15 protein-coding genes and 1 pseudogene are annotated in these 18,267 nt (G+C 73.6%); 1 reads left to right on the plus strand and 15 read right to left on the minus strand.

What is annotated here, in order from left to right; genetic code table 11:
• Window positions 1-50: 50 nt before the first annotated feature.
• The 13 genes and pseudogenes from ACWC2T_RS13410 to lnt all read right to left on the minus strand — a co-directional run bounded on the left by ACWC2T_RS13410 (window position 51) and on the right by lnt (window position 15,343).
• Window positions 51-692, minus strand: a complete 642-nt coding sequence (locus tag ACWC2T_RS13410; RefSeq protein WP_450670496.1) for a nitroreductase family protein — start codon at window positions 690-692, stop codon at window positions 51-53.
• Entirely contained in the window at window positions 689-1,588 is a 900-nt protein-coding gene (locus tag ACWC2T_RS13415; protein ID WP_450670497.1) for a hypothetical protein, read from the minus strand. The genes ACWC2T_RS13410 and ACWC2T_RS13415 overlap by 4 nt, the downstream gene beginning before the upstream one ends.
• 35 nt (window positions 1,589-1,623) lie before the next feature.
• Window positions 1,624-2,607 (minus strand): ScbA/BarX family gamma-butyrolactone biosynthesis protein, encoded by a 984-nt coding sequence (locus tag ACWC2T_RS13420; protein ID WP_450670498.1) that lies wholly within the window; start codon window positions 2,605-2,607, stop codon window positions 1,624-1,626.
• A gap of 10 nt (window positions 2,608-2,617) precedes the next feature.
• Window positions 2,618-3,562 carry a nucleoside-diphosphate kinase gene (locus ACWC2T_RS13425; RefSeq protein ID WP_450670499.1) on the minus strand — a complete coding sequence of 315 codons (945 nt, stop codon included), beginning with the start codon at window positions 3,560-3,562 and terminating at the stop codon, window positions 2,618-2,620.
• A complete protein-coding gene (locus tag ACWC2T_RS13430) occupies window positions 3,559-4,650 on the minus strand; it encodes an SDR family oxidoreductase (protein WP_450670500.1) in 1,092 nt (363 codons plus the stop codon). Before ACWC2T_RS13430 ends, ACWC2T_RS13425 begins: the two co-directional genes overlap by 4 nt.
• 56 nt (window positions 4,651-4,706) lie before the next feature.
• The gene (locus tag ACWC2T_RS13435) at window positions 4,707-6,368 is read right to left on the minus strand and encodes a hypothetical protein (protein WP_450670501.1); all 1,662 of its coding nucleotides are present in this window, start codon (window positions 6,366-6,368) and stop codon (window positions 4,707-4,709) included.
• Window positions 6,365-9,118 (minus strand): phosphoenolpyruvate synthase, encoded by a 2,754-nt coding sequence (locus tag ACWC2T_RS13440; RefSeq protein WP_450670502.1) that lies wholly within the window; start codon window positions 9,116-9,118, stop codon window positions 6,365-6,367. Before ACWC2T_RS13440 ends, ACWC2T_RS13435 begins: the two co-directional genes overlap by 4 nt.
• 136 nt (window positions 9,119-9,254) lie before the next feature.
• Entirely contained in the window at window positions 9,255-9,593 is a 339-nt protein-coding gene (locus tag ACWC2T_RS13445) for an N-acetyltransferase family protein (RefSeq protein WP_450670503.1), read from the minus strand.
• Between the two features lie 107 nt (window positions 9,594-9,700).
• Window positions 9,701-10,117: pseudogene (locus ACWC2T_RS13450) on the minus strand (SDR family NAD(P)-dependent oxidoreductase); the annotation flags it as partial.
• A 180-nt stretch (window positions 10,118-10,297) separates the two neighbouring features.
• Window positions 10,298-12,217: a helix-turn-helix domain-containing protein gene (locus tag ACWC2T_RS13455; RefSeq protein ID WP_450670504.1), complete on the minus strand. Its 1,920-nt coding sequence runs from the start codon at window positions 12,215-12,217 to the stop codon at window positions 10,298-10,300.
• Window positions 12,218-12,293: 76 nt separating this feature from the next.
• Window positions 12,294-13,109 carry a 3-hydroxybutyrate dehydrogenase gene (locus tag ACWC2T_RS13460; protein ID WP_450670505.1) on the minus strand — a complete coding sequence of 272 codons (816 nt, stop codon included), beginning with the start codon at window positions 13,107-13,109 and terminating at the stop codon, window positions 12,294-12,296.
• Window positions 13,110-13,163: 54 nt separating this feature from the next.
• The gene (locus ACWC2T_RS13465; protein ID WP_450670506.1) at window positions 13,164-13,643 is read right to left on the minus strand and encodes an NUDIX hydrolase; all 480 of its coding nucleotides are present in this window, start codon (window positions 13,641-13,643) and stop codon (window positions 13,164-13,166) included.
• 89 nt (window positions 13,644-13,732) lie between these two features.
• Window positions 13,733-15,343, minus strand: coding sequence for an apolipoprotein N-acyltransferase (lnt, locus tag ACWC2T_RS13470; RefSeq protein ID WP_450670507.1), 1,611 nt, complete (start codon window positions 15,341-15,343; stop codon window positions 13,733-13,735).
• A gap of 432 nt (window positions 15,344-15,775) precedes the next feature.
• Between lnt and ACWC2T_RS13475 the strand changes: the two genes are divergently transcribed.
• On the plus strand, window positions 15,776-16,744 hold the full coding sequence (locus tag ACWC2T_RS13475; protein ID WP_450670508.1) for an O-antigen ligase family protein: 969 nt from the start codon (window positions 15,776-15,778) through the stop codon (window positions 16,742-16,744).
• Between the two features lie 48 nt (window positions 16,745-16,792).
• Here ACWC2T_RS13475 and ACWC2T_RS13480 read toward each other — a convergent pair whose 3' ends face one another.
• Window positions 16,793-17,338, minus strand: coding sequence for a hypothetical protein (locus ACWC2T_RS13480; RefSeq protein ID WP_450670509.1), 546 nt, complete (start codon window positions 17,336-17,338; stop codon window positions 16,793-16,795).
• 106 nt (window positions 17,339-17,444) lie between these two features.
• The gene (locus ACWC2T_RS13485; protein ID WP_450670510.1) at window positions 17,445-18,230 is read right to left on the minus strand and encodes a glutamate racemase; all 786 of its coding nucleotides are present in this window, start codon (window positions 18,228-18,230) and stop codon (window positions 17,445-17,447) included.
• Between the last annotated feature and the right edge of the window lie 37 nt (window positions 18,231-18,267).

Below are 18,267 nucleotides of genomic sequence, written 5' to 3' on the forward strand. Positions count from 1 at the left end.
GCCCGGGTCGCCGAGGCCGTTCACCAACTCGGCTCGATGGGCCGCGAGGATCAGGCGTCGTGCCAGCCGTTGTGGTGCAGGACCTGCTCCAGGGGCAGCCGCGGGCCCGGCCGGAACGTGTCGCGCACGGGGTACGCCGTCGGCAGCAGCGCGCCCTGGCGGACGGTGGGCGGCAGGCCCAGCAGGTCGGCGATCTCCTGCTCACGGTCCAGATGGACCGCTGTCCAGGCGGTGACCAGACCGCGGCTGCGGGCCGCGAGCGCATAACTCCAGGCGGCAGGCAGCAACGACGCCCACAGACCGGCCTGGTTGCCCTCCGACAGCCCGCCGGCCACTTCGAGGCAAGGGAGGACCAGGACGGGTACCCGGTGCAGCCGGTCGGCCAGCGCCCGGGCAGCGGTGAGCACGGAGCGCGTGGCCCCGGGAAGATCCGCCGGACGCTGGAGCGCGTCGGCGTTGCGGTCGTAGAAGGCGGCCCGGTACACCTCGGCGACATCGGCGCGGATCCGCGGGTCGGTGAGCAGGATCCAGCGCCAGTTCTGCCGGTTGTGGCCGTTGGGTGCCTGCAGGGCGATGCGCAGGCAGTCCTTGACCAGTTCCGGGTCCACCACGCGATCCAGGTCCAGGCCCCGCCGCACGCTCCGCGTGGTGGTCAGCAACTCCGTGCAGGACAGCCCGGGTTCGTTCGTCATGGCCGCAGCACCGCCCGGACGACCAGCGCGAGGTAGGTGGCCGCGACGAATCCCGTCGCGGTCGGCATCGGCCAGCCGCCGCGGCGGGCGGCCAGAAACCGCCGGGTGCCGCATGCGGGCAGAGCCGCCGCCAGGCAGGGCGACAGCCCGAGCGGGCCGGCCGGCGCGAACAGCAGCACCTGGCAGCCGACCGCACCGGCCGCGAAGCCCGCGGCGACCACCGCGCTGCGCCGGGGGCCGAGGTCCGCCGAGTACAGGCGGGCACCGGGCTGCGGCTCCCACGTCGTCTTGCGGGCGAACTCGAAGTGCAGGAAGACGCAGGCGCACAGGGCGAGCAGCGCCGCGCCGCGCCAGTCGGCGGTGACGGTCCCGGCGGCGACGAGCGTCCCGTACACGTAGGTGCCGAGCAGCACCTGCACCGGGTAGGTGACCGCGAGTTCGAGCAACTGCCGGTCCCGTAGCACGGGTGACAGCCGTTCCAGCGCGGCGAGGAGCAGCCCGTACCCGAGCGCCGCGAGCAGCAACGGGGCGGCCGTGGCCGAGAGGGCGGCGTTCAGGGCGGTCGCCACGACGGTGATCGCCGCCATGGCGCCGCGCAGTTCGGCCGTGGTGATCGCGCCGGTGACGAGCGGCCGGTCCGGGTGGTGCACACGGTCGTAGGCGAGGTCCTTCTGCTCGTCCAGCATCCGCAGGAACAGCAGCGCGAGCACGACACTCGCGGCCCGCAGCCAGGTGGCGCCGGACGGCCGCCAGGCCGCGCCGGTGGCGGTGACCGCCGAGCTCTCCAGGGCGAGCACCCACAGCAGTCCGTAGGTGACGTAGATGTGCGGCCGGAACATGCGCAGCACGAAGCGGCCCAGCCGGGCGGGTATCTGAGGAGCGGCGACGGTGGTCACTGCGGGGCTCTCCTGTTCGGACGAGTGCGGCCGGGTCATACGGCTCCGTGGGCCGCAAAGGTCTCCGGAGCGCCTGCCGTGGCGTCCGGGTCCGGGTCGGCGAGCCTGATCCGGGCTTCGGCGGCGACGGCGCCGGGGTGGTGCAGGGTGCACTCGATGTCGGCGCCGGGCAGGACCGGAGCGGTCCGGCAGCGCAGCGGAAGGTCCATCTCGGCGAAGCAGCGGAACCGTGCGGCCAGGCCGACGGGCAGCGCCGTGGGGGTGCGGACGGCTCCGGCTGCGACGGCCGCGGTGAGGGCGAGCTGGCGGAAGGCTTCCAGCTCCAGCATGCCGGGAACGTGGTCGACCCAGTGGTCGTACAGGCTGGGATGCGCGGTGTCGACGATCAGCCGTGCGGTGCGCGTGCCGTCGCCGGTGGTGCGCGGTGGGGAGATGACCGTGTTGGCCGGGTCGCGCCGGCCGACGAGGGCGGGGTCGACGTATGGTCCGGGCAGGGCGACGGGCACATCGGACAGGCCCAGCGCACCGCGCTGTCCGGCCCGCAGCCGGCTCCAGTCCCCGGGTGGCATCCAGGAGTAGGTGATGCGGGCCAGCAGGGCTTCCTGGGTGCCGATGGTCACGGTGAAGCGCAGCCGCAGGCCCGTCACCGTGACCCGGGTGCGGAACCGGTGCTCGACCCGTGTGGTGATCACGGCCTCGGTGGGACGGTCGCCGCAGGTCAGGGCCGAGTGGTCCAGCACCTTGAACTCGACCGCGCGGAGCAGGAACTTCCATCCCGGTGGGACGCCCAGACACCGATGAGCTACGACGAAGATGCCCTGCCGGCACGCTTCGAGCAGCATCAGTGGATCGTGGTGGGTGCGGGGGCCGAGGGTGTCGTGGTAGAAGGCGTGGCGGCGGGGAAGCTGCGCGGCGAGCAGCAGTTCGTCCTCGCTGTGGCGCTCCGCGTCGGTCAGGAAGACCTCGGCGACCGCGGCGCGGTGCACCAGCTCCTTGGGGAGTGTGCGGCTGAACTGCATGGACCGCTCCTCAGGTCGGGTTGGCGCGGATGGTGTCCAGGTGGCGGCGCCAGGTGCCGGCGTCGGCGCCGTCGAGCACGGGGGCGCGGCCGGGCACGCGCATGGGGAGCACCTTCGAGCCGACGATGACGGTGTCCCACGGGTCGAGGTCGATGCCCTCCTCCCACGCGGTCTCCAGCAGCGTGCGCGGGGTGGCCGTCGGGTCGGTGCCGGTGTGCCGGCGGACGGCGTCGCGCAGCCGGCCGACGGCGGGTTCGAAGTCCAGGTCCCGTGGCTTGGTGGCCGCGTACAGCCGGCCGGTCAGCTCCAGGGCGTGCGCGGTGCGGTCCTCGTCGGCGAGAGCGGAGCCCAGGAGGCGGCCGCGCGCGGTGTCGTCGAAGTGGACGGCCAGCTCCCGCAGGACGTCGGCGGGTTCGTCGGGGGTGTGCACGAGGTTCAGCAGATAGCTGTGGCGGCCGAGGTGATGGCGCAGCTGGCCCGGCCGCCGGGCGTCGGGGTCCGTGGGCCCCTTGAGCCGGGTGAGTTCGACCGATGCCGGGATGCCCGGGTCGTGGGCGAGGCGGACGAGCAGGACGAGAGCGTCGGCGTCCTCCAGGAACAGGGCGGCGAGCCTCCTGCGGTAGGGGGTCGCGAGGTTCCACTGGAAGTACCAGAGGGAGCGGATCATGGTGCGGGTGAGCCGGGTGACCGCCGCTCCGACGATCCTGAACCCCCGCCCGGTCAGCCAGTCCAGCGCCGCCTCGAGCCTGCGGGCCACCACGGCGTCCGGCTTGAGCAGCAGCACGGCGTGCCGGTGGGCGAAGCCGGTGACGTCGTCGGTGAGGGCGGCGAGTTGTTCGTGGGCCTCCTGGTAGTAGGTGTCCGCACCGTACAGCCGCCGTTTGGCGGGGTCGCACGTCAGCCGCGCGGAGACCGGTATGCCGTGCGAGGGGTCGGCGAGGTGGTCGGGGGTCATCGGTGTGGGCTCCTGTCAGGTCGGGCGGTGGCCGGCTCCCGGCGCGGTGCCGGGCCCAGATAGCCGGTCGTGAGGCAGTGGTCGAGAAGGCGGCGCAGGTACGGCCGTGCGCCTGTGGGTGCGGGACGGCCCCGGAAGACCGCCGCCTGGGCGTCGTCGAAGTGGACGCGCCGCCGGAAGTAGGTGTCGTACCGGCAGACGACGCGGTCGTAGTAGGGGTGCTCGCGGTCGGGCAGGGCCCGGGCGGAGAACGCGGACGGCGGGACGAACCGCGGGACGTGGAAGCAGAGGTACTCGGCCAGGACGTCGGAGAAGTCCCGCAGGGTCAGTTCGTGGCCGACGGCGTGCAGGGTGCGGCCCTGGGCCTCCTCGAAGCGGATGGCGGCCCCGGTGACCAGGTCGGCGACGCGGTCGACCGGGGCCAGGTCGAGGACGCCGTCGTAGTGGCCGGGCACGGTGCGCACCAGGCCCCTGGTGAGGACCCGGAGCACGGGGTAGATGGTCTTGAAGTCGCGGACGCGGCCGGTGCGGGTGGCGCCGGTGACGATGCTGGGGCGCACCACGGTCGTCGGCAGGCCGTCCGCCGCGGCCTTGCGGACCATGGTCTCGGCGGTGAGTTTGCTCCTCTCGTAGCCGTTGCCGGGACGTTGGCCGACGTCGAGTTCGTCCTCACGGGCGGTGCCGTCGCGTTCCCCGCACACATAGGCGGTGCTGAGGTGCACGAGCGGGGTGCGGGCGGCCAGGGCGAGGTCCAGGACGTGCCGGGTGCCGGCCACGTTGATGCGGTCGTAGCGTTCGTCGGGGAGTCCGAAGTCGGTGACGGCGGCGCAGTGCACGATCCGGTCGGCGGTGGCGGCTAGCCGCCGGCCTTCTTGGGTCAGCCCGAGGCCGGGCCGGGTGATGTCGCCGGTGACCGGGATCAACGCGCCCGGGCCGGGGCTGAGTCGGCTGCCGTCGTTGCGGACGATGTCGGGCGTGCGGTGCAGCAGTGCCAGCACGGTGTGGCCCGCGGCGGTGAGCCGGGCGGTCACCTCCGCGCCCACGAAGCCGCCGGCGCCGGTCACGAGCACCGTCATCGGGTGGGGCATCGGTGGATCCTCCGGGCGGTGGGTCGGTGGGAGTGCGTGCAGGCGTCCTGGTGCGGTCATCGGGCCTGGTGGGGCTGGGCGCCGTTGCCGGCTAGCAGGTCGCGGGCTTCTTCGATGGGAAGTTGCGCGTCGAGGTGGGCGCCGATGCGCAGCCAGTCGTGGCCGAGTTGCAGGGTGGCCCGCCAGGTCTCCGCGGAGTCGAAGGAGAGCGGGAAGGTGTGGGCGCCCACGGCGGCGCGGACCTGGGCGATGAAGCCACGCAGCTCTGCGAGCAGGGCATCGCCGTTCGTCGTCGGGCCGGCGGTGCGCCGCAGCAGTTCGCCGGCGCGTGCCCCGAGCGGCCCGGTGCCGGACGGCAGCAGGTCGAGGCGGCGTACGAGGTCGGGATCGGCCGGCAGCGGATGCACCCCGTGGGCGCTGAACAGTCCGCGCAGTGCGGCGTGCACGGCGCGCCGCACGCTGAGTTCTGCGACCCGCCACTGGCCGCGTCGCAGGGCGCCGGTCAGATCCTCGACGGCGTTCTCGACGACCACGTTCGACCACACCAGGGCCATGGCAGCGGCGGCGAACCGGTCGGCGGGCAAGGGCATCAGATCGACGGCGCGGGGGCCGGTGACACGGGCGCCGTGCACCGAGAGCACCGGCTGCGCGGTGGAGGGCGGCGGGGTGACGGGGCCGGGCGGGGCGGCGAGCGGCAGCGACGGGGTGACGGTGCCGCCGCCCTTCCAGGCGAGGCGGATCAGCCCGTAGCGCAGGAAGACGGCCAGCAGCGGGCCGGGGTCGGCGACACCGGTGTCCGCGGCCGCGTCCAGCACGCGGGGCAGCGGCCGGCGCAGGACGAGGGAGCGCCACACGGCACCGGCGTCGTCGCCCAGGGCGAACAGCTCCCGCCGGGCGCGGATGACGTGCACCCGCTCGCCGGTCTGCCAGGTGGTCACCCCGGCCACGCGTTCGACGGTGAGCCGCTCGGGCCGCCAGGGGACGCCGGTCAGCCCGAGATCCTCGGCGAAGGCGAGAGAGGCGGTGAGGTGGTCGCGGGCAGCGGTGTCGTCCCCGGACGCGGGGGCGGCGGCCTGCAGCTCCCCGTAGCGGTCACGTACGTCCGGCCGGCCGGCCCGGTCCAGTTGCAGGGACAGCCACTTGGGTTCGAGGTAGGTCTCGCCCAGGCCGGCCGCCCATGACTTGACGGTCTGCACGAGTCCGGCGCGGGTCCAGTCGACCGCCGCGTCGCTCTCGCCGAGGCACAGCAGCGCCATCGCGTGCCGCAGGGACTGGCGGGCCCGGTGCGCCCACCAGTCGGCGGTGATCCGGCGGAACCGCTCGGCCGGCAGCAACGCCTTCACCTCCTCCACCAGGGCGTGGCCGCGCAGCGGGTGGCTGTGCAGCAGACGCTGACAGCGGTTGAGGAGGTCCTCGGACAGCCGGCCGGGCCGTTCGGCTCCCTCCTCCACCGCCCGGAGCTGATCGGTGAGCCGGCGCACCGAACGGGTCCGGATCTCCACCCGCCGGCCCTCCAGGAACAGCAGCGACGGCATGGTCGGCAGGTCGTCCTCGGTGCGGCCGATGAGCAGGAAGTCGATGTCGGAGGACGGGTTGCCGAACCCTTCCGCGAGGGAGCCTTCGAGGACTGCGGCCCACTCGGTGCCGTGGGGCGGTTCGGCGAGGGAGGCGAGGGACGTGTCGAGCAGGTCCTGCAGCTGCTCCTCGGTGAGGATCACGAGGGGGTCTCCGTTCCGGGGCCGTCGTGAGTGGCGGTCGTACCGTCGTCGCAAGCGTCGGCGAGTACCGTGACCGTCCCGGCGCCGCCGTCGACGCCAAGGCGCGTGCCGGTACGGATCTCACCGGTGAGGTTCTTGACCTGGACCACGGTCGGAATGCCCAACTCCCGTGCCACGACGGCGACATGGGTGAGCGGACTGCCGCGTTCGATGACGAGGGCGGCGGCCGAGGGCAGCGCGGCGACCCAGCCGGGGTCGGTGCGGTAGGTGACCAGGATGCCGCCGCCGATGTCGCGGGGGGTGTCACAGACCACGGCGGGCCCTTCGGCGACGCCGGGGCAGCAGGCGGTGCCGCGCAGTTCTCGGGTGCCGCTGCGGGCGGCCGGGCCGCCGGTCCAGCCCGCCCGGTCCAGGTTGCCCGACCAGTACGGGGCGCCACGGGTGGTGAAGCGGGACGGGGCGTGCAGGCCGGTGTCGACGGCCAGTTGCCTGCGCCGCAGCGCGACCAGCTCCCGCAGCTCGGTGTGGACGATCATTCCCTCGTACGCGCCGCCGATCTCCTCCAGGCGCAGCATGAACACGTCGTCCCAGGCGTCGATGGCGCCGGCGCGCGCCAGGTCACGGCCCAGGGCGCGCAGCATGCGCTTGGCCGCGCCGAAGGCCCTGGTGCGGCAGAACCTGAGGCGTTCCCGGTCGGCGAGCGCCGTCCGGGCCTTGTGCCGCACGCGCTCGTACAGCAGGCGGCGCGGGCCGCGCAGGTGCTCGTCGAGATAGGCGTCGGCCTCGCCGCCACTCTCCGGAGCGCCGTCTTCCTCGGTGTGCGACAGCGCGTCACGCAGCAAGGTGAACAGCCCTGCCGGGTTCTCGGACAGGTCGGGGACCTCCAGCTTGAGTTCGTCGGGGCTGCGGTAGCCGTAGTCGGCGATGTATGCGTCGACGGCGGCCAGGAACCGGGTGTGACCGGCTTCCCGCAGCGCCCGGTGGGCATCGGATCCGGGTACGCGTTCCAGCAGGCGCCGGACCTCTTCGTCGGCGCGTGCCCGGTCGGCCAGCTCGCGCAGGGCTCGCACCGGTTCGGCGGACTCCACCGTGCCACCGGGGGCGGCTGCGGCCCAGATGAACCATTCGGGTGCCTCAGGCAGCCAGCTGCGGGTGAGCAGCGCCAGCAGCCCCACGGAGAGCAGGATCGTGGCGTCCAGGACCTGCATCGGTCCCCATTTTTCGATGAGTTCGCGCTGCAGCCGGCGGAAACGGCGGTAGATCTCCTCACCGGGCAGGGAGTCGTAGTCGACATCGTTGAACTTCGCGTAGGCCCGGTAGAAATCCCGGTGGAAGGTCTCCACGGATTTCCGGATGGTCAGGAATCTCGTGGCGAAGATCATCGTGCGGGCCAGGCGCGAGAACCGGCCGCGCAGTCCCGGCCGCGGTGTGAACGGATGGAGTGTGTCGGCGATCTCGTCCGGAATGCTCTCCGCGACCCCGAGCGAATTCTCCAATACCCGCCGGCCCAGCGGGTACAGCGGGGCGAGGCGCACCATGCGGTACCAGTGGAACAGGTTGTAGTAGACCCGGCCGTGGACATAACCGAGCAGATGCGGGGTCCACTCCCGCACCTCGCGCAGTTGCTCGCCGCGGACGCCCAGGGCACGGGCGTAGCTGTCGTACACCTTGGCGTAGGTGTCGGCGGCGAAGCTGAAGGTGAGCGGGGAGACGACGCCGCTGAAGCTCTCGATGATGTTCGAGTTGTCCCAGATCCGCAGTTCGCCCTCGGGCGCGGGCACGGGCGCCGGGGTGGTGACCGGGCGGCTCTGCAGAATCCACAGGGTGCCCTCGGCCATGGCCCACTCGATGTCCTGGGGGCTGCCGTAGCACGCGGTGATGCGGACCCCCGCCGCGTGCAGCCGGGCGAGAGCGGCGGCGGTCAGCACTGGCGCCGACCGGTGCTCGTCGGTGACGGGCCGCGGCCGGCAGCCGGGACCGGGGCCGGCCTCGTAGCGTTCCCGCTTGTCACCGATCACCGTGGTGAGCGGCTCGCCGGTGCCCGCGTCCAGGACGACGGTGTCCGCGTCGACCGCGCCCGAGACCAGTCCCTCCCCCAGCCCGTACACCGCGCTGACCACATGGCGGTCGGTACGGCCGGTCGCCGGGTCGACGCTGAACAGCACCCCGCTGTACTCGGCCGGGACCATGCGCTGAACGATCACGGCGACGCCGTCGGCGCCGGGATCCAGCCGGCGCTGGGCGCGGTAGCACAGGGACCGCTCGGAGAAGGCGGAGGCCCAGCAGCGGCGGACGTGGGCGGTGACCTCGTCGAGGCCGCGGATGTTGAGGAAGCTGTCGAACTGGCCGGCGAAGGAGTGCCGGGCGCCGTCCTCCTCCGCGCCGGAGGAACGGACGGCCACCGCGCCGCCGCCGGCGTGCCGATAGGCCCGGGCGATGACCTCGGCGATGCGTTCGGGGAGCGGCGCGGCCTCGATCAGGCGCGCGATCTTCTCGGCGACCTGTCCGGCCCTCAACTGCCAGCCGTCGGTGAGCAGTCGTGCCAGTTGCTCGTCCAGTCCACTGGCGCGGCAGAATTCCGCGAAGACGTCCAGGCCGAGTACGGACCAGCTCGGTACGTGAAAACCGGACGTGGTCAGGGTGTGGAGGTTCCTCCCCTTTCCGCCGGCCCTTGCGGCGATCAGGGAATGGTCACTGGACGCTGTGAGCACGTTCAGGGGGCGGTGTACGGATGTCGTGCTGCGCGACAACTCGTTTCCCTTTCAAAGGTGTTACTCACGGGTATGAGTCGACCTCGCCCGACTGTTTCACAGCACTGCCGGTCAAAACATCACGTGCGCCCGCAGTGGGCGCATTTCGGCCGCTGTAGAATCTTCAAGCGGTGAATCATGCCGCCAAGGCCTGGAGCAGGATGCGGAGGTCGAGCACGGCCCCGGTGGCTCCGACCGGCCTCGCGTCCAGTTTCTCCAGGACGTGGAGCATCGACCCGTTGCTCGCCGCCAGCACGGCGGCCGGCGCGTGGTGTCCCTCGCGGCGGGCAACGGTCGCCGCGTGCTCGGCCAGCGCGGTGCCGAGTCCCCTGGCCTGCCACGCGTCCTCCACCAGGATGACGAGTTCCCCCACCCCTTGCTGATCGGTGCGCATGACGTTCGTCATGGCGATGATGTGGTCCCTACGCTCGGCCGGAGCGGTCACCAGCGTGATGCCGCGCTCCGGGCTGGACAACCGGCGCCATTCGGCAGGTGAGAGACCGGGGAGCGCTCGAAGCGGGGCGCTGCCGGGCGCACTGCACGGGTTCAGGCGGCAACGGCCGCCCGGAGCCGGAGGGGTGGCCCCGCCATCACGGTGATGCGGCCGGCCTCGGCCTCGAATACGCGGCCGGTCACCCCGGCGGAGGCGCTGGAACCGCCCGGCCTTGGCGGCGGAGTAGTTGCCCTGGCCGACGCTGCCCAGCAGGCCCGCCCCGGAGCTGGTGTTGATGACCCGCGCCTCGGGCGTACGGCCCGTCTTCGCCTCGGCACGCCAGTGCGCGGCGGCGTGTTTCAGCGGCAGGAAGTGGCCCTTGAGGTGCACGCGCAGCACCGCGTCCCAGTCGTCCTCGCCGCGCCCTCGGAGGTGGCGATGTCCGAGCCGTGCGCGACGGCCTCGCCGCCGAGCGCGCGGATCTCGTCGACGACCTGCTGGGCGGGGCCCGGGGAGGCGCCCGAGCCGTCGAGTCCGGCCCCGAGGTCGTTGAGGACGACCTTGGCGCACCATCGCTCTCCCGGGACGCCCCGCCAGGGCGAGCGAGCCGTCGCACCCCGGCGCGGCACGGCGCCCGGGGCGGCATGTGATCGCCGCCGGTGCTGCCGCCGAGGCACGGACGGTCTGACGGGCCTCTCCGAAGGAGCCTGCACGCCCGGCCCCCGTACGGCACGTTCGTACGGGGGTCAGCGTCTGTCCGGTGCCGCCAACCGGTGCAGCCGCAGGGCCAGTTGGATCTCCAGGGCGCGGGCCGGGGTCTGCCAGTCCTCGCCCAGCAGCCGGCCCACCCGCTCCAGCCGTTGGGCGACCGTGTTCACGTGGACGTGCAGCGTGTCCTTGGTCCGGGCGGGGCTCATCCCGCAGGCGAAGTAGGCGTCGAGAGTGCGCAGCAGTTCCGTACCCCGTCGCTCGTCGTAGGTCACGACCGGGCCGATCGTGCGGTCGACGAAGCCGGCGATGTCCCGTTCGCCCGCGAGGAGCAGGCCGAGGAAGCCGAAGTCCTCGGCCGCCGCGCCGTCCCCGGCCCGGCCGAGCAGATGCAGCGCCTCCAGGCAGCGGCGGCCCTCGGCGTAGGCGGTGGCGACGGTCTCGGGACGGGTGGTGAGCTCGGTGACCGGGGCCGAGGCGCCGACCGTGACGGGTTGGTGGACGGCCGTACCGAGCTGGCGGGCGGTGCGCCGGGCCAGGTCCGTGGCGGTGTCGCCGGCGGTGAGCGGCAGCAGCAGGACGGTGCCGCCGTCGCGTGCGGCGGCCAGGCCGTGCCGGGTCGCGGCGAGGTGGGAGGCGGCCGACCAGAGCCGGCGCCGGGCCGCGGCCTCCTCGTCGGCGTCGGCGGCCGGGCCGTCCAGGCGAGCGGCGAGGACGACCTGGGTGGCGTCGAGGTCGGCGCGCAGCCGGGCGGCGCGTTCGCGCAGCAGGCGCGGATCGCGGTCGCGCGCATCGAGCAGGTCGTCCAGCAGCTCGCCCCGCACCCGTTGTTCGGCCTCGGCCGCCGAGCGGCGGGCAAGCAGCAGGAGCGAGGTGACCATCGCCGCGCGCTCCAGGGTGCGCTGGTCGACGGGGTCGAGGCCGGGGTGTCCGCGCAGGACCAGCGCGCCGAGGAGTTCGCCGCCCGCGGCGACCGCGGCGATCCAGTCGTTGCCGTGCCGTACGGCGTGTCCCTCGGCGCGGGAGGCCTCGAGCGCTTCGGCCGGTGCCGCGTCGGCCTCGCCGAACTCCACGGTGCCGTCGAGGACTTCGGAGACGGCCGCGGCCACGTCGTGCACCCCGCCGCCGCGCAGGACGAGTTCGGCGAGTCGGTCGTGGACGTCGGAGGCGCGCTCGATGGCCGCGCTGCGGTCCCGGATGATCTCGTTGGCGCGCTCCAGGCCGGCCAGGGCGGCGCGGGTCTCGGTGAGCAGGTTGGCGGAGTCGATCGCGGCCGCTGCGAGCGCGGCGAAGGAGCCGAGCAGGGCGATCTGTTCGCGTTCGAAGACGCGTGCCCTGCGGTCGGCGGCGAAGAGGACGCCGATGACGTGCGGGCCGAGCATGAGGGGGACGCCGAGGATGGCGACCAGGCCCTCGTCGCGGACGCCGGAGTCGATGGTGAGGGTGTGCTGGAAGCGGGCGTCCTTGAAGTAGTCGTCCGTGACGTACGGCCGGGTCGTCTGGGCGACCAGCCCGCCGAGGCCCTCGCCCATGCCGAGGCGCAGCTGCTGGAAGCGGGCGGAGACCGAGCCCTCCGTGACCCGCATATAGGTGTCGCCGCGCGCCGGGTCGTTCAGGGTGAGGTAGGCGACGTCCGTGCCGAGCAGGGAGCGGGCGCGCTGCACGATGGCCTGCAGGACGGCGTCGAGATCGCGCAGGCCCGCGAGGTCGTGGGCGGTCTCGAACAGTGCGGACAGCTCCGCCTCGCGGCGCCGGCGCCCCTCCAGCTCGGCCCGGACCCGCAGGGCGAGCAGCTTGGCCCGCTCCAGCGCGGCGATCCGGTCGGCCGGCCCGCCCTCGGCGCGGGCGAGCAGCACCGGCTGCTCGTACGCCTCCGCGGAGGCGTCGCGGGTCAGCAGCTCGAGGTAGGCGGCCTCGGCGCTGCCGCTGGGTGCCGACTGAACGTGATCGCGAGACATGGTCACAGGATTCCGCATCGCGGGCCCGGCCCGTCAGGCCTGTGGAAAACTCCCCGGCCGGGCGCCGCCGGACGCTTCAGTGGGCCGTCCACCCGCCGTCGAGCACCAGTGAGGTGCCGGTGACGAAGGACGCCTGCGGGCTGCACAGGTAGGCCACGGCCTCGGCGACCTCCTCCGGTTCGATGAGCCGCTGGACCGCGCTGTCCTTCAGCAGGATCTCGGACAGCACGCGTTCCTCGGGGATGCCGTGCGCCTGCGCCTGGTCGGCGATCTGCTTCTCCACCAGGGGCGTGCGCACATAGGCCGGGTTCACACAGTTCGAGGTCACCCCATGGGCCGCCCCTTCCAGAGCGGCTGTCTTCGACAGCCCCTCCAGACCGTGTTTGGCGGACACATACGCGGACTTGAAGGCAGAGGCTCGCAGACCATGGACGGAGGACACATTGACTATCCGGCCCCAGCCCTGCGCGTACATGTGCGGCAGGGCGCCGCGGATGAGGCGGAACGGCGCCTCCAGCATCACGGTCAGCACGGTGTGGAAGACGTCCGGCGGGAACTCCTCGATGGGACGCACCAGTTGCAGGCCCGCGTTGTTGACCAGCACATCCGCGCCGGCGGCGGCGCACTCGGCGGCGTCGAGGTCGGTGAGGTCCACGACGTGCGGTTCGACGGTCCCCGGCAGATCACCGGCGCGTTCCGCCTGCTGGGCCAGCTCGGCCAGGCCGGCCGTGTCGCGGTCGACGGCCCGGACCTTCGCTCCGGCGGCCGCCAGCCGCAGCGCGCAGGCGCGGCCGATGCCGCTTGCGGCGCCGGTGACGAGGGCGGTGCGGCCGCCGAGGTCGAGGGAGAGGGGCCGGGGGTGCGGGGCGGGCGGCCGGCTGGACGAGGTCATGTGCCGACCCTAAGCGGAACCCACTCGTCACCACATGTGGTGGCAGCCCATACTTCAGCCCACAGTCGTAGGGTCAAACCATGTGGGTGCATCGGACATGGCCTGCTTGATCCGGAAGCGGCCGAAGTCGTTGAGCTCGGGCAGCGCATCCACCGTGAACCAGCCCACTTCCAGGGACTCGTCGTCGTTGACCCGGGCCTCGCCGCCCACGGCGCGGCAGCGGATGGTGATGTCCATGTACTGGCACCGGTCACCGTTGGGGTAGGTGACCGGCTCCACGGCCTGGACCAGGACGACGCGCTCGGCCACGCAGTGCACCGCCGTCTCCTCGAAGACCTCGCGCACGGCGCAGGCCGCGGGCTGCTCACCGGGCTCCGGAATGCCCCCGATCACCGACCACTGGCGGGTGTCGGTCCGCCGGCCCAGGAGCACTCTGCCCTCGTCGTCGAAGACGATCGCCGTGACGCCGGGGAGCCAGAGCAGTTGCCGGCCGGCGGAGGCTCGGAGGGTGCGGATGAAGTCAGGAGTAGCCATGGGCCCGACCCTAACGGGCCGGATCCATGTCCTTGGGGCGGTTCAGCGGGTGTGCGCACCGGCTCAGGGGGCGTACGCCGGTCGTACGGCTATGCGCCACCGGCGCGCCGGCGGCGCAGCCCGGACCCGATCGCCCAGCCGACACCGCCCGCGGCGACCAGCACCAGGGCGATCTCCGGGAGGATGCCGAGTTCGGTCGCGGGGGTCCTGGAGGTGCGCAGCGGCACCTTCTGGACGAGGTAGGCGGGCACGAACATGCCGGTCCGCCGGGTGATCTTCCCGTCCGGCATGATGACCGCGCTGACACCGCTGGTCACCGGCACGGTGACGGTGCGGCTGTGCTCGACGGCGCGGATCCGGGACATGGCGAGCTGCTGGTAGGTCATCTCGCTGCGGTCGAAGGTCGCGTTGTTGCTCGGCACGGAGATCATCTCCGCGCCGTGGGTGACCGTGTCCCGCACGGCCCAGTCGAAGGCGGCCTCGTAGCAGGTGGCGAGGCCGACCTTGGCGCCGTCGATGTCGAAGACGCCCGGCGTGCTGCCGCGGCTGAAGTCCTGGCGGACCATACCGGTCCAGTTCTTGTTGACCGCACCGACGAGCCCGCGCAGCGGGAGGTACTCGCCGAACGGCTGGATCTGCCGCTTGTCGTAGGTCTGCGTCGGTCCCTTGGCCGGGTCCCACAGGATCTGTTCGTTGAGCAGCTTGCCGTCCCGCTCCACGACGCCGCCGACCGAGAGGGGCACGCCGACCGCCTTGGCGGCCTCGTCGATGACGGCGGCCGCGTCCGGGTTGGCGAAGGGGTCGATGTCGGAGGAGTTCTCCGGCCACAGCACGTAGTCGGGCTTCGGGGCCCTGCCCGCCTTGATGTCGGCGGCGAGCTTGAGCGTCTCGCGCACGTGGTAGTCGAGCACGGCCCGGCGCTGGGCGCTGAACTCCAGCCCGGAGCGCGGCACGTTGCCCTGGATGACCGCGACGGTCCGGGTGCCGGCCTCGGCCTTGTCGCTCACCAGCGGCCGGGCGGCGACCGCGCCCGCCACCGGGACGGCCACGCTCAGCAGCGCGGCGGCCGCCGCGCCACGCCGCACGGTCCGGGTCCGGCGCCGCTCGGCGACCAGCCGGCCGGCCTCGTACAGGCCGAATCCGCACAGCACGACCGCGAAGCCGAGCACGGGTGTGCCGCCCACCGCGGCGAGCGGCAGGAAGACGCCGTCCGCCTGCCCGAACGCGATCTTGCCCCAGGGGAAGCCCCGGAAGGGCACACGCGCGCGTACCGCCTCTCCCGCGATCCAGAGGGCGGCCGCCCACACCGGCCAGGCCGGCAGCCTCGAGACGGCGGCCACGCCGACGCCGACCAGGCCGACGAAGACCGCCTCGATGGCGACGAGGGCGAGCCAGGGGCCGGGGCCGACCTCCACGCCGGTCCACACCAGCAACGGCAGCAGGAAACCGAGCCCGAAGAGGTAGCCGAGGCCGAGGGCCGCCTTCCATTCACGGCCGCGCAGCACCCAGCCGAAACCGGCGAAGGCGGGCAGTGCCAGCCACCACAGGGTGCGCGGCGGGAAGCTGACGTAGAGCAGCACTCCGCAGAGCGCGGAGGCGACGGCCGGGACCAGGCGCAGCAGGCGGCCGCGGAACGCGCTGGGCGCGGGGGACGGCTGGAGCTGGTCCAGCTGGTCCACGGAAGTTGCGGTGACGGTCACCCGGGTGAGTGTACGGCGGCTGCCCTGGCCGCCGACAGCGCGGTTCGCGGGCCGGACCGGCCCCGCGGACCACGGTCGTCCCTGGCCGCCGCGCCTCCCGGCCAGCCAGCACATACCGGCCGGGTCCCGCGGCGAGCGCCCCGCCCCGACGCCGGGTCCGCGCACACGATGTCGTCACCGCCCGACCGCGACGTTCCGCCGCATCTCGTGCCCAAACCGGTCATCAGCCGCTACGGTGAGCCCAGCCGCGGCGGTGCGGCCGGATCCGGGCGCCGTACCCGGCCGTGGCCTGACGCGGGGTCGGGGACCGGGGAACGAGGGGCAGCGGTGGGGTCGACGGGGACGAGGTCTGCGGCCGGGGAGGCGGAGCTCGCGGCCGGTGTGGCCGCGGGCGGGGCCGACGTCAGGCGAAACGTTTCTGACGGGGCGGGCATGGTCCTGCTGGGCGCCTGCGCCGGCTGGTCGCTGATCACCGCGGCAGCGCATGACGGACGGCCGGAGGGCGTGCTGCTCGCGGTGCTCGCCGTGGCCGCCGGTCATGCCGTCGGCCGGGTGTCGGGGGCACTGCTACCGGTGGCCGCGCCGTGCGCCGGTGCGACGGCCGGACTGGCGCTGGCCCTGGCCCTGCCCGGGCTCTCCGCGGGTCCCCGGTACACCGCCCCGCTCGGTCACGCCGGTGGCACGGCGGCCCTGCTGACCTTGGCCACGGCTGCCGTGTGCTGCGCCGCCTGGGCGGCTCCCGTACCGGAGCTGAGACTGGTGCTGCGGCTGCCGGCCGTCGGGATCGCGGTGACCGCGGCCGTACTGGGGTCGGTGGCCGGGAGCGTGGCGAGTGCTGCCGTGCTGCTGTGTTCGCTCGCCGCGGGCTCGGTGTCCCGCCGGGGCGTCTGTCTGCTGGGCCTGGCCGTGGTGGCGGCGTCGACGGCCGGAACGGCCTGGGCTCTCGCCGCCGGCGTACTGCCGGGCGGGCTCGCCCGGGTCCTCGAAGGCCGGCTGGGCGCATACCGGGTCGCGCTGTGGCAGGACGCCCTGCACCTGGCGGGCCGGAACCTGGGAATCGGCGTCGGCCCGGGACGGTTCGGCGAGCTGAGCGGCACGGCCGCGCAGCTGTCCGCGGACGGCAGGCCGCACTCCGCCCTGCTCCAGCTCGCGGCGGAGCAGGGCGTCGTCGGGATGTTCCTGTTCGTCGCCGCGTTCTGCTGGCTGCTGCACTCGCTGTGGCGCTCGCCCCGTTCCACTCCGATCGTCCTGACCGCCGGCGCGGCCCTGACGGCACTGGCCGTGTTCGCCACGGTGAGCAACGCGCTCAGCTTCACCGCGGTGACCGTGGGCGCCGGGCTGCTGGCTGGGTGGGGGACGGCGCGTCCGTGGGCGCGCGCGGGCGCGGAGCCCCGGCCCTGACCGGTGTGTTTCCCTGCTAGGCCCTGTGCCGCTGCGTGCCGCGCCAGCTCAGCGGCCCGACCCCGGAGTGATGGTCCGCAGCCGCTCCCTGATGACCCGGACCGCCGACTCGGCGTTGTCCACGGTGATCGTGAAGGTGTGACCGTCCCACAGGCGCAGCACGATGCCCTCGCCACGGCGCACGACCACGGCCGTGCCCTTCTCGGGGCGCCACCGGTAGCCCCAGCCGCCCCAGTGCCGGGGCGTGACGAGAGCGGTGAAGTCGGCTCCGGCCACATGGGAGAGCGGGATGCGCCGACGCGGCAGCCCCATGTGGCCGCAGCGGACCTCCACGCACTCCTTGTCGAGCCTGAGGTCGACGTGCACGAAGGCGAGCGTCCCGAAGAGGACCAGCAGACCGGCGGCGATGCAGCCCACGACGGACATCGCCAGCGGGGCGACGCCGGAGGTCCAGGCCGAGTCCACGGCCAGCTCGATCCCGAGCGCCATGCAGGCCGCGCCGACCAGCGCCAGCAGCCACTGGACCCGGTTCGTGGCGCGCCCCGTCCACACCTCGGGATGCGGGCCGTCGTCGGCGTGGCGGTGGTCCCTCATGTTTATGAGGTTACTCAGGTTTCGCTGCGCGGGTAGGGCGTGGCAGAGGGTGACTGACCCGGGTGGACCACGGCGGACCGGGGCGCGCTCGTCGCGGCCCGGCCGGTCAGCGGACCGGGCTGACCGCCTGCAGGAACCGGCCCTCCTCGTAGGACAACGCCGTGTCCGGGAGCGTGGCCTCGCGGCCGCTCAGCAGCACCGTGAGGGTGGTGTCGGCGACGGCGGCCGGGGCCGGCTCCGCGCCGATCCGGCGCAGGGCCTGCGCGGCCACCGCCCCGGCGGAGCCGTGCAGCGCGAGCGGCGGACGGCCGGGCCGCTGGACGGCCGCCCGGATGCGCTCGCCGACCAGCTCGTAGTTGGTGCAGCCCAGGACGACGGTGGTGACGTCCTCGGGGGTGCGGGCGGCGGCCGCGGCGATCGCGGCTTCGATCGCGCCCTCGTCCGCGTGGTGCACCGCGTCCGCGAGGCCGGGGCAGGGCACCTCGGTGACGGCCACACCGTCCGCGAACTGCTCGATCAGATGGCGCTGGTAGGCGCTTCCGGTGGTGGCGGGGGTCGCCCAGATCGCGACGTGCCCGCCGCCCGCCGCGGCCGGCTTGATCGCCGGGACGGTGCCGATGATCGGCAGATCCGGTTCGAAGCGGGCCCGCAGCACCGGGAGGGAGTGCACGGAGGCGGTGTTGCAGGCGACGATCAGGACATCGGGCTCGTGGGCGGCGGCGGCCTCGCACACGGCGAGGGCCCGCTGGGTGATGTCCTGCGGGGTGCGCGGCCCCCAGGGCATCCCGTCCGGGTCCCAGGAGAGCACGAGGTCCGCGTCGGGCCGCAGCCGCCGTACCGCGGCGGCGGCGGGGAGCAGGCCGATTCCGGAGTCCATGAGCGCGATCTTCACCCGGCCACGATAGACGATGGGGTCTTGCGGGCCGGTC

This window comes from Streptomyces sp. NPDC001393, from assembly GCF_053597455.1.

Coding starts and splice junctions, on each gene's coding strand:
- ACWC2T_RS13410 (WP_450670496.1), bottom strand. CDS start 692: ATGACGAACGAACCCGGGCTGTCCTGCACGGAGTTGCTGACCACCACG.
- ACWC2T_RS13420 (WP_450670498.1), bottom strand. CDS start 2,607: ATGCAGTTCAGCCGCACACTCCCCAAGGAGCTGGTGCACCGCGCCGCG.
- ACWC2T_RS13425 (WP_450670499.1), bottom strand. CDS start 3,562: ATGACCCCCGACCACCTCGCCGACCCCTCGCACGGCATACCGGTCTCC.
- ACWC2T_RS13430 (WP_450670500.1), bottom strand. CDS start 4,650: ATGCCCCACCCGATGACGGTGCTCGTGACCGGCGCCGGCGGCTTCGTG.
- ACWC2T_RS13455 (WP_450670504.1), bottom strand. CDS start 12,217: ATGTCTCGCGATCACGTTCAGTCGGCACCCAGCGGCAGCGCCGAGGCC.
- ACWC2T_RS13460 (WP_450670505.1), bottom strand. CDS start 13,109: ATGACCTCGTCCAGCCGGCCGCCCGCCCCGCACCCCCGGCCCCTCTCC.
- ACWC2T_RS13465 (WP_450670506.1), bottom strand. CDS start 13,643: ATGGCTACTCCTGACTTCATCCGCACCCTCCGAGCCTCCGCCGGCCGG.
- ACWC2T_RS13475 (WP_450670508.1), top strand. CDS start 15,776: ATGGTCCTGCTGGGCGCCTGCGCCGGCTGGTCGCTGATCACCGCGGCA.
- ACWC2T_RS13480 (WP_450670509.1), bottom strand. CDS start 17,338: ATGAGGGACCACCGCCACGCCGACGACGGCCCGCATCCCGAGGTGTGG.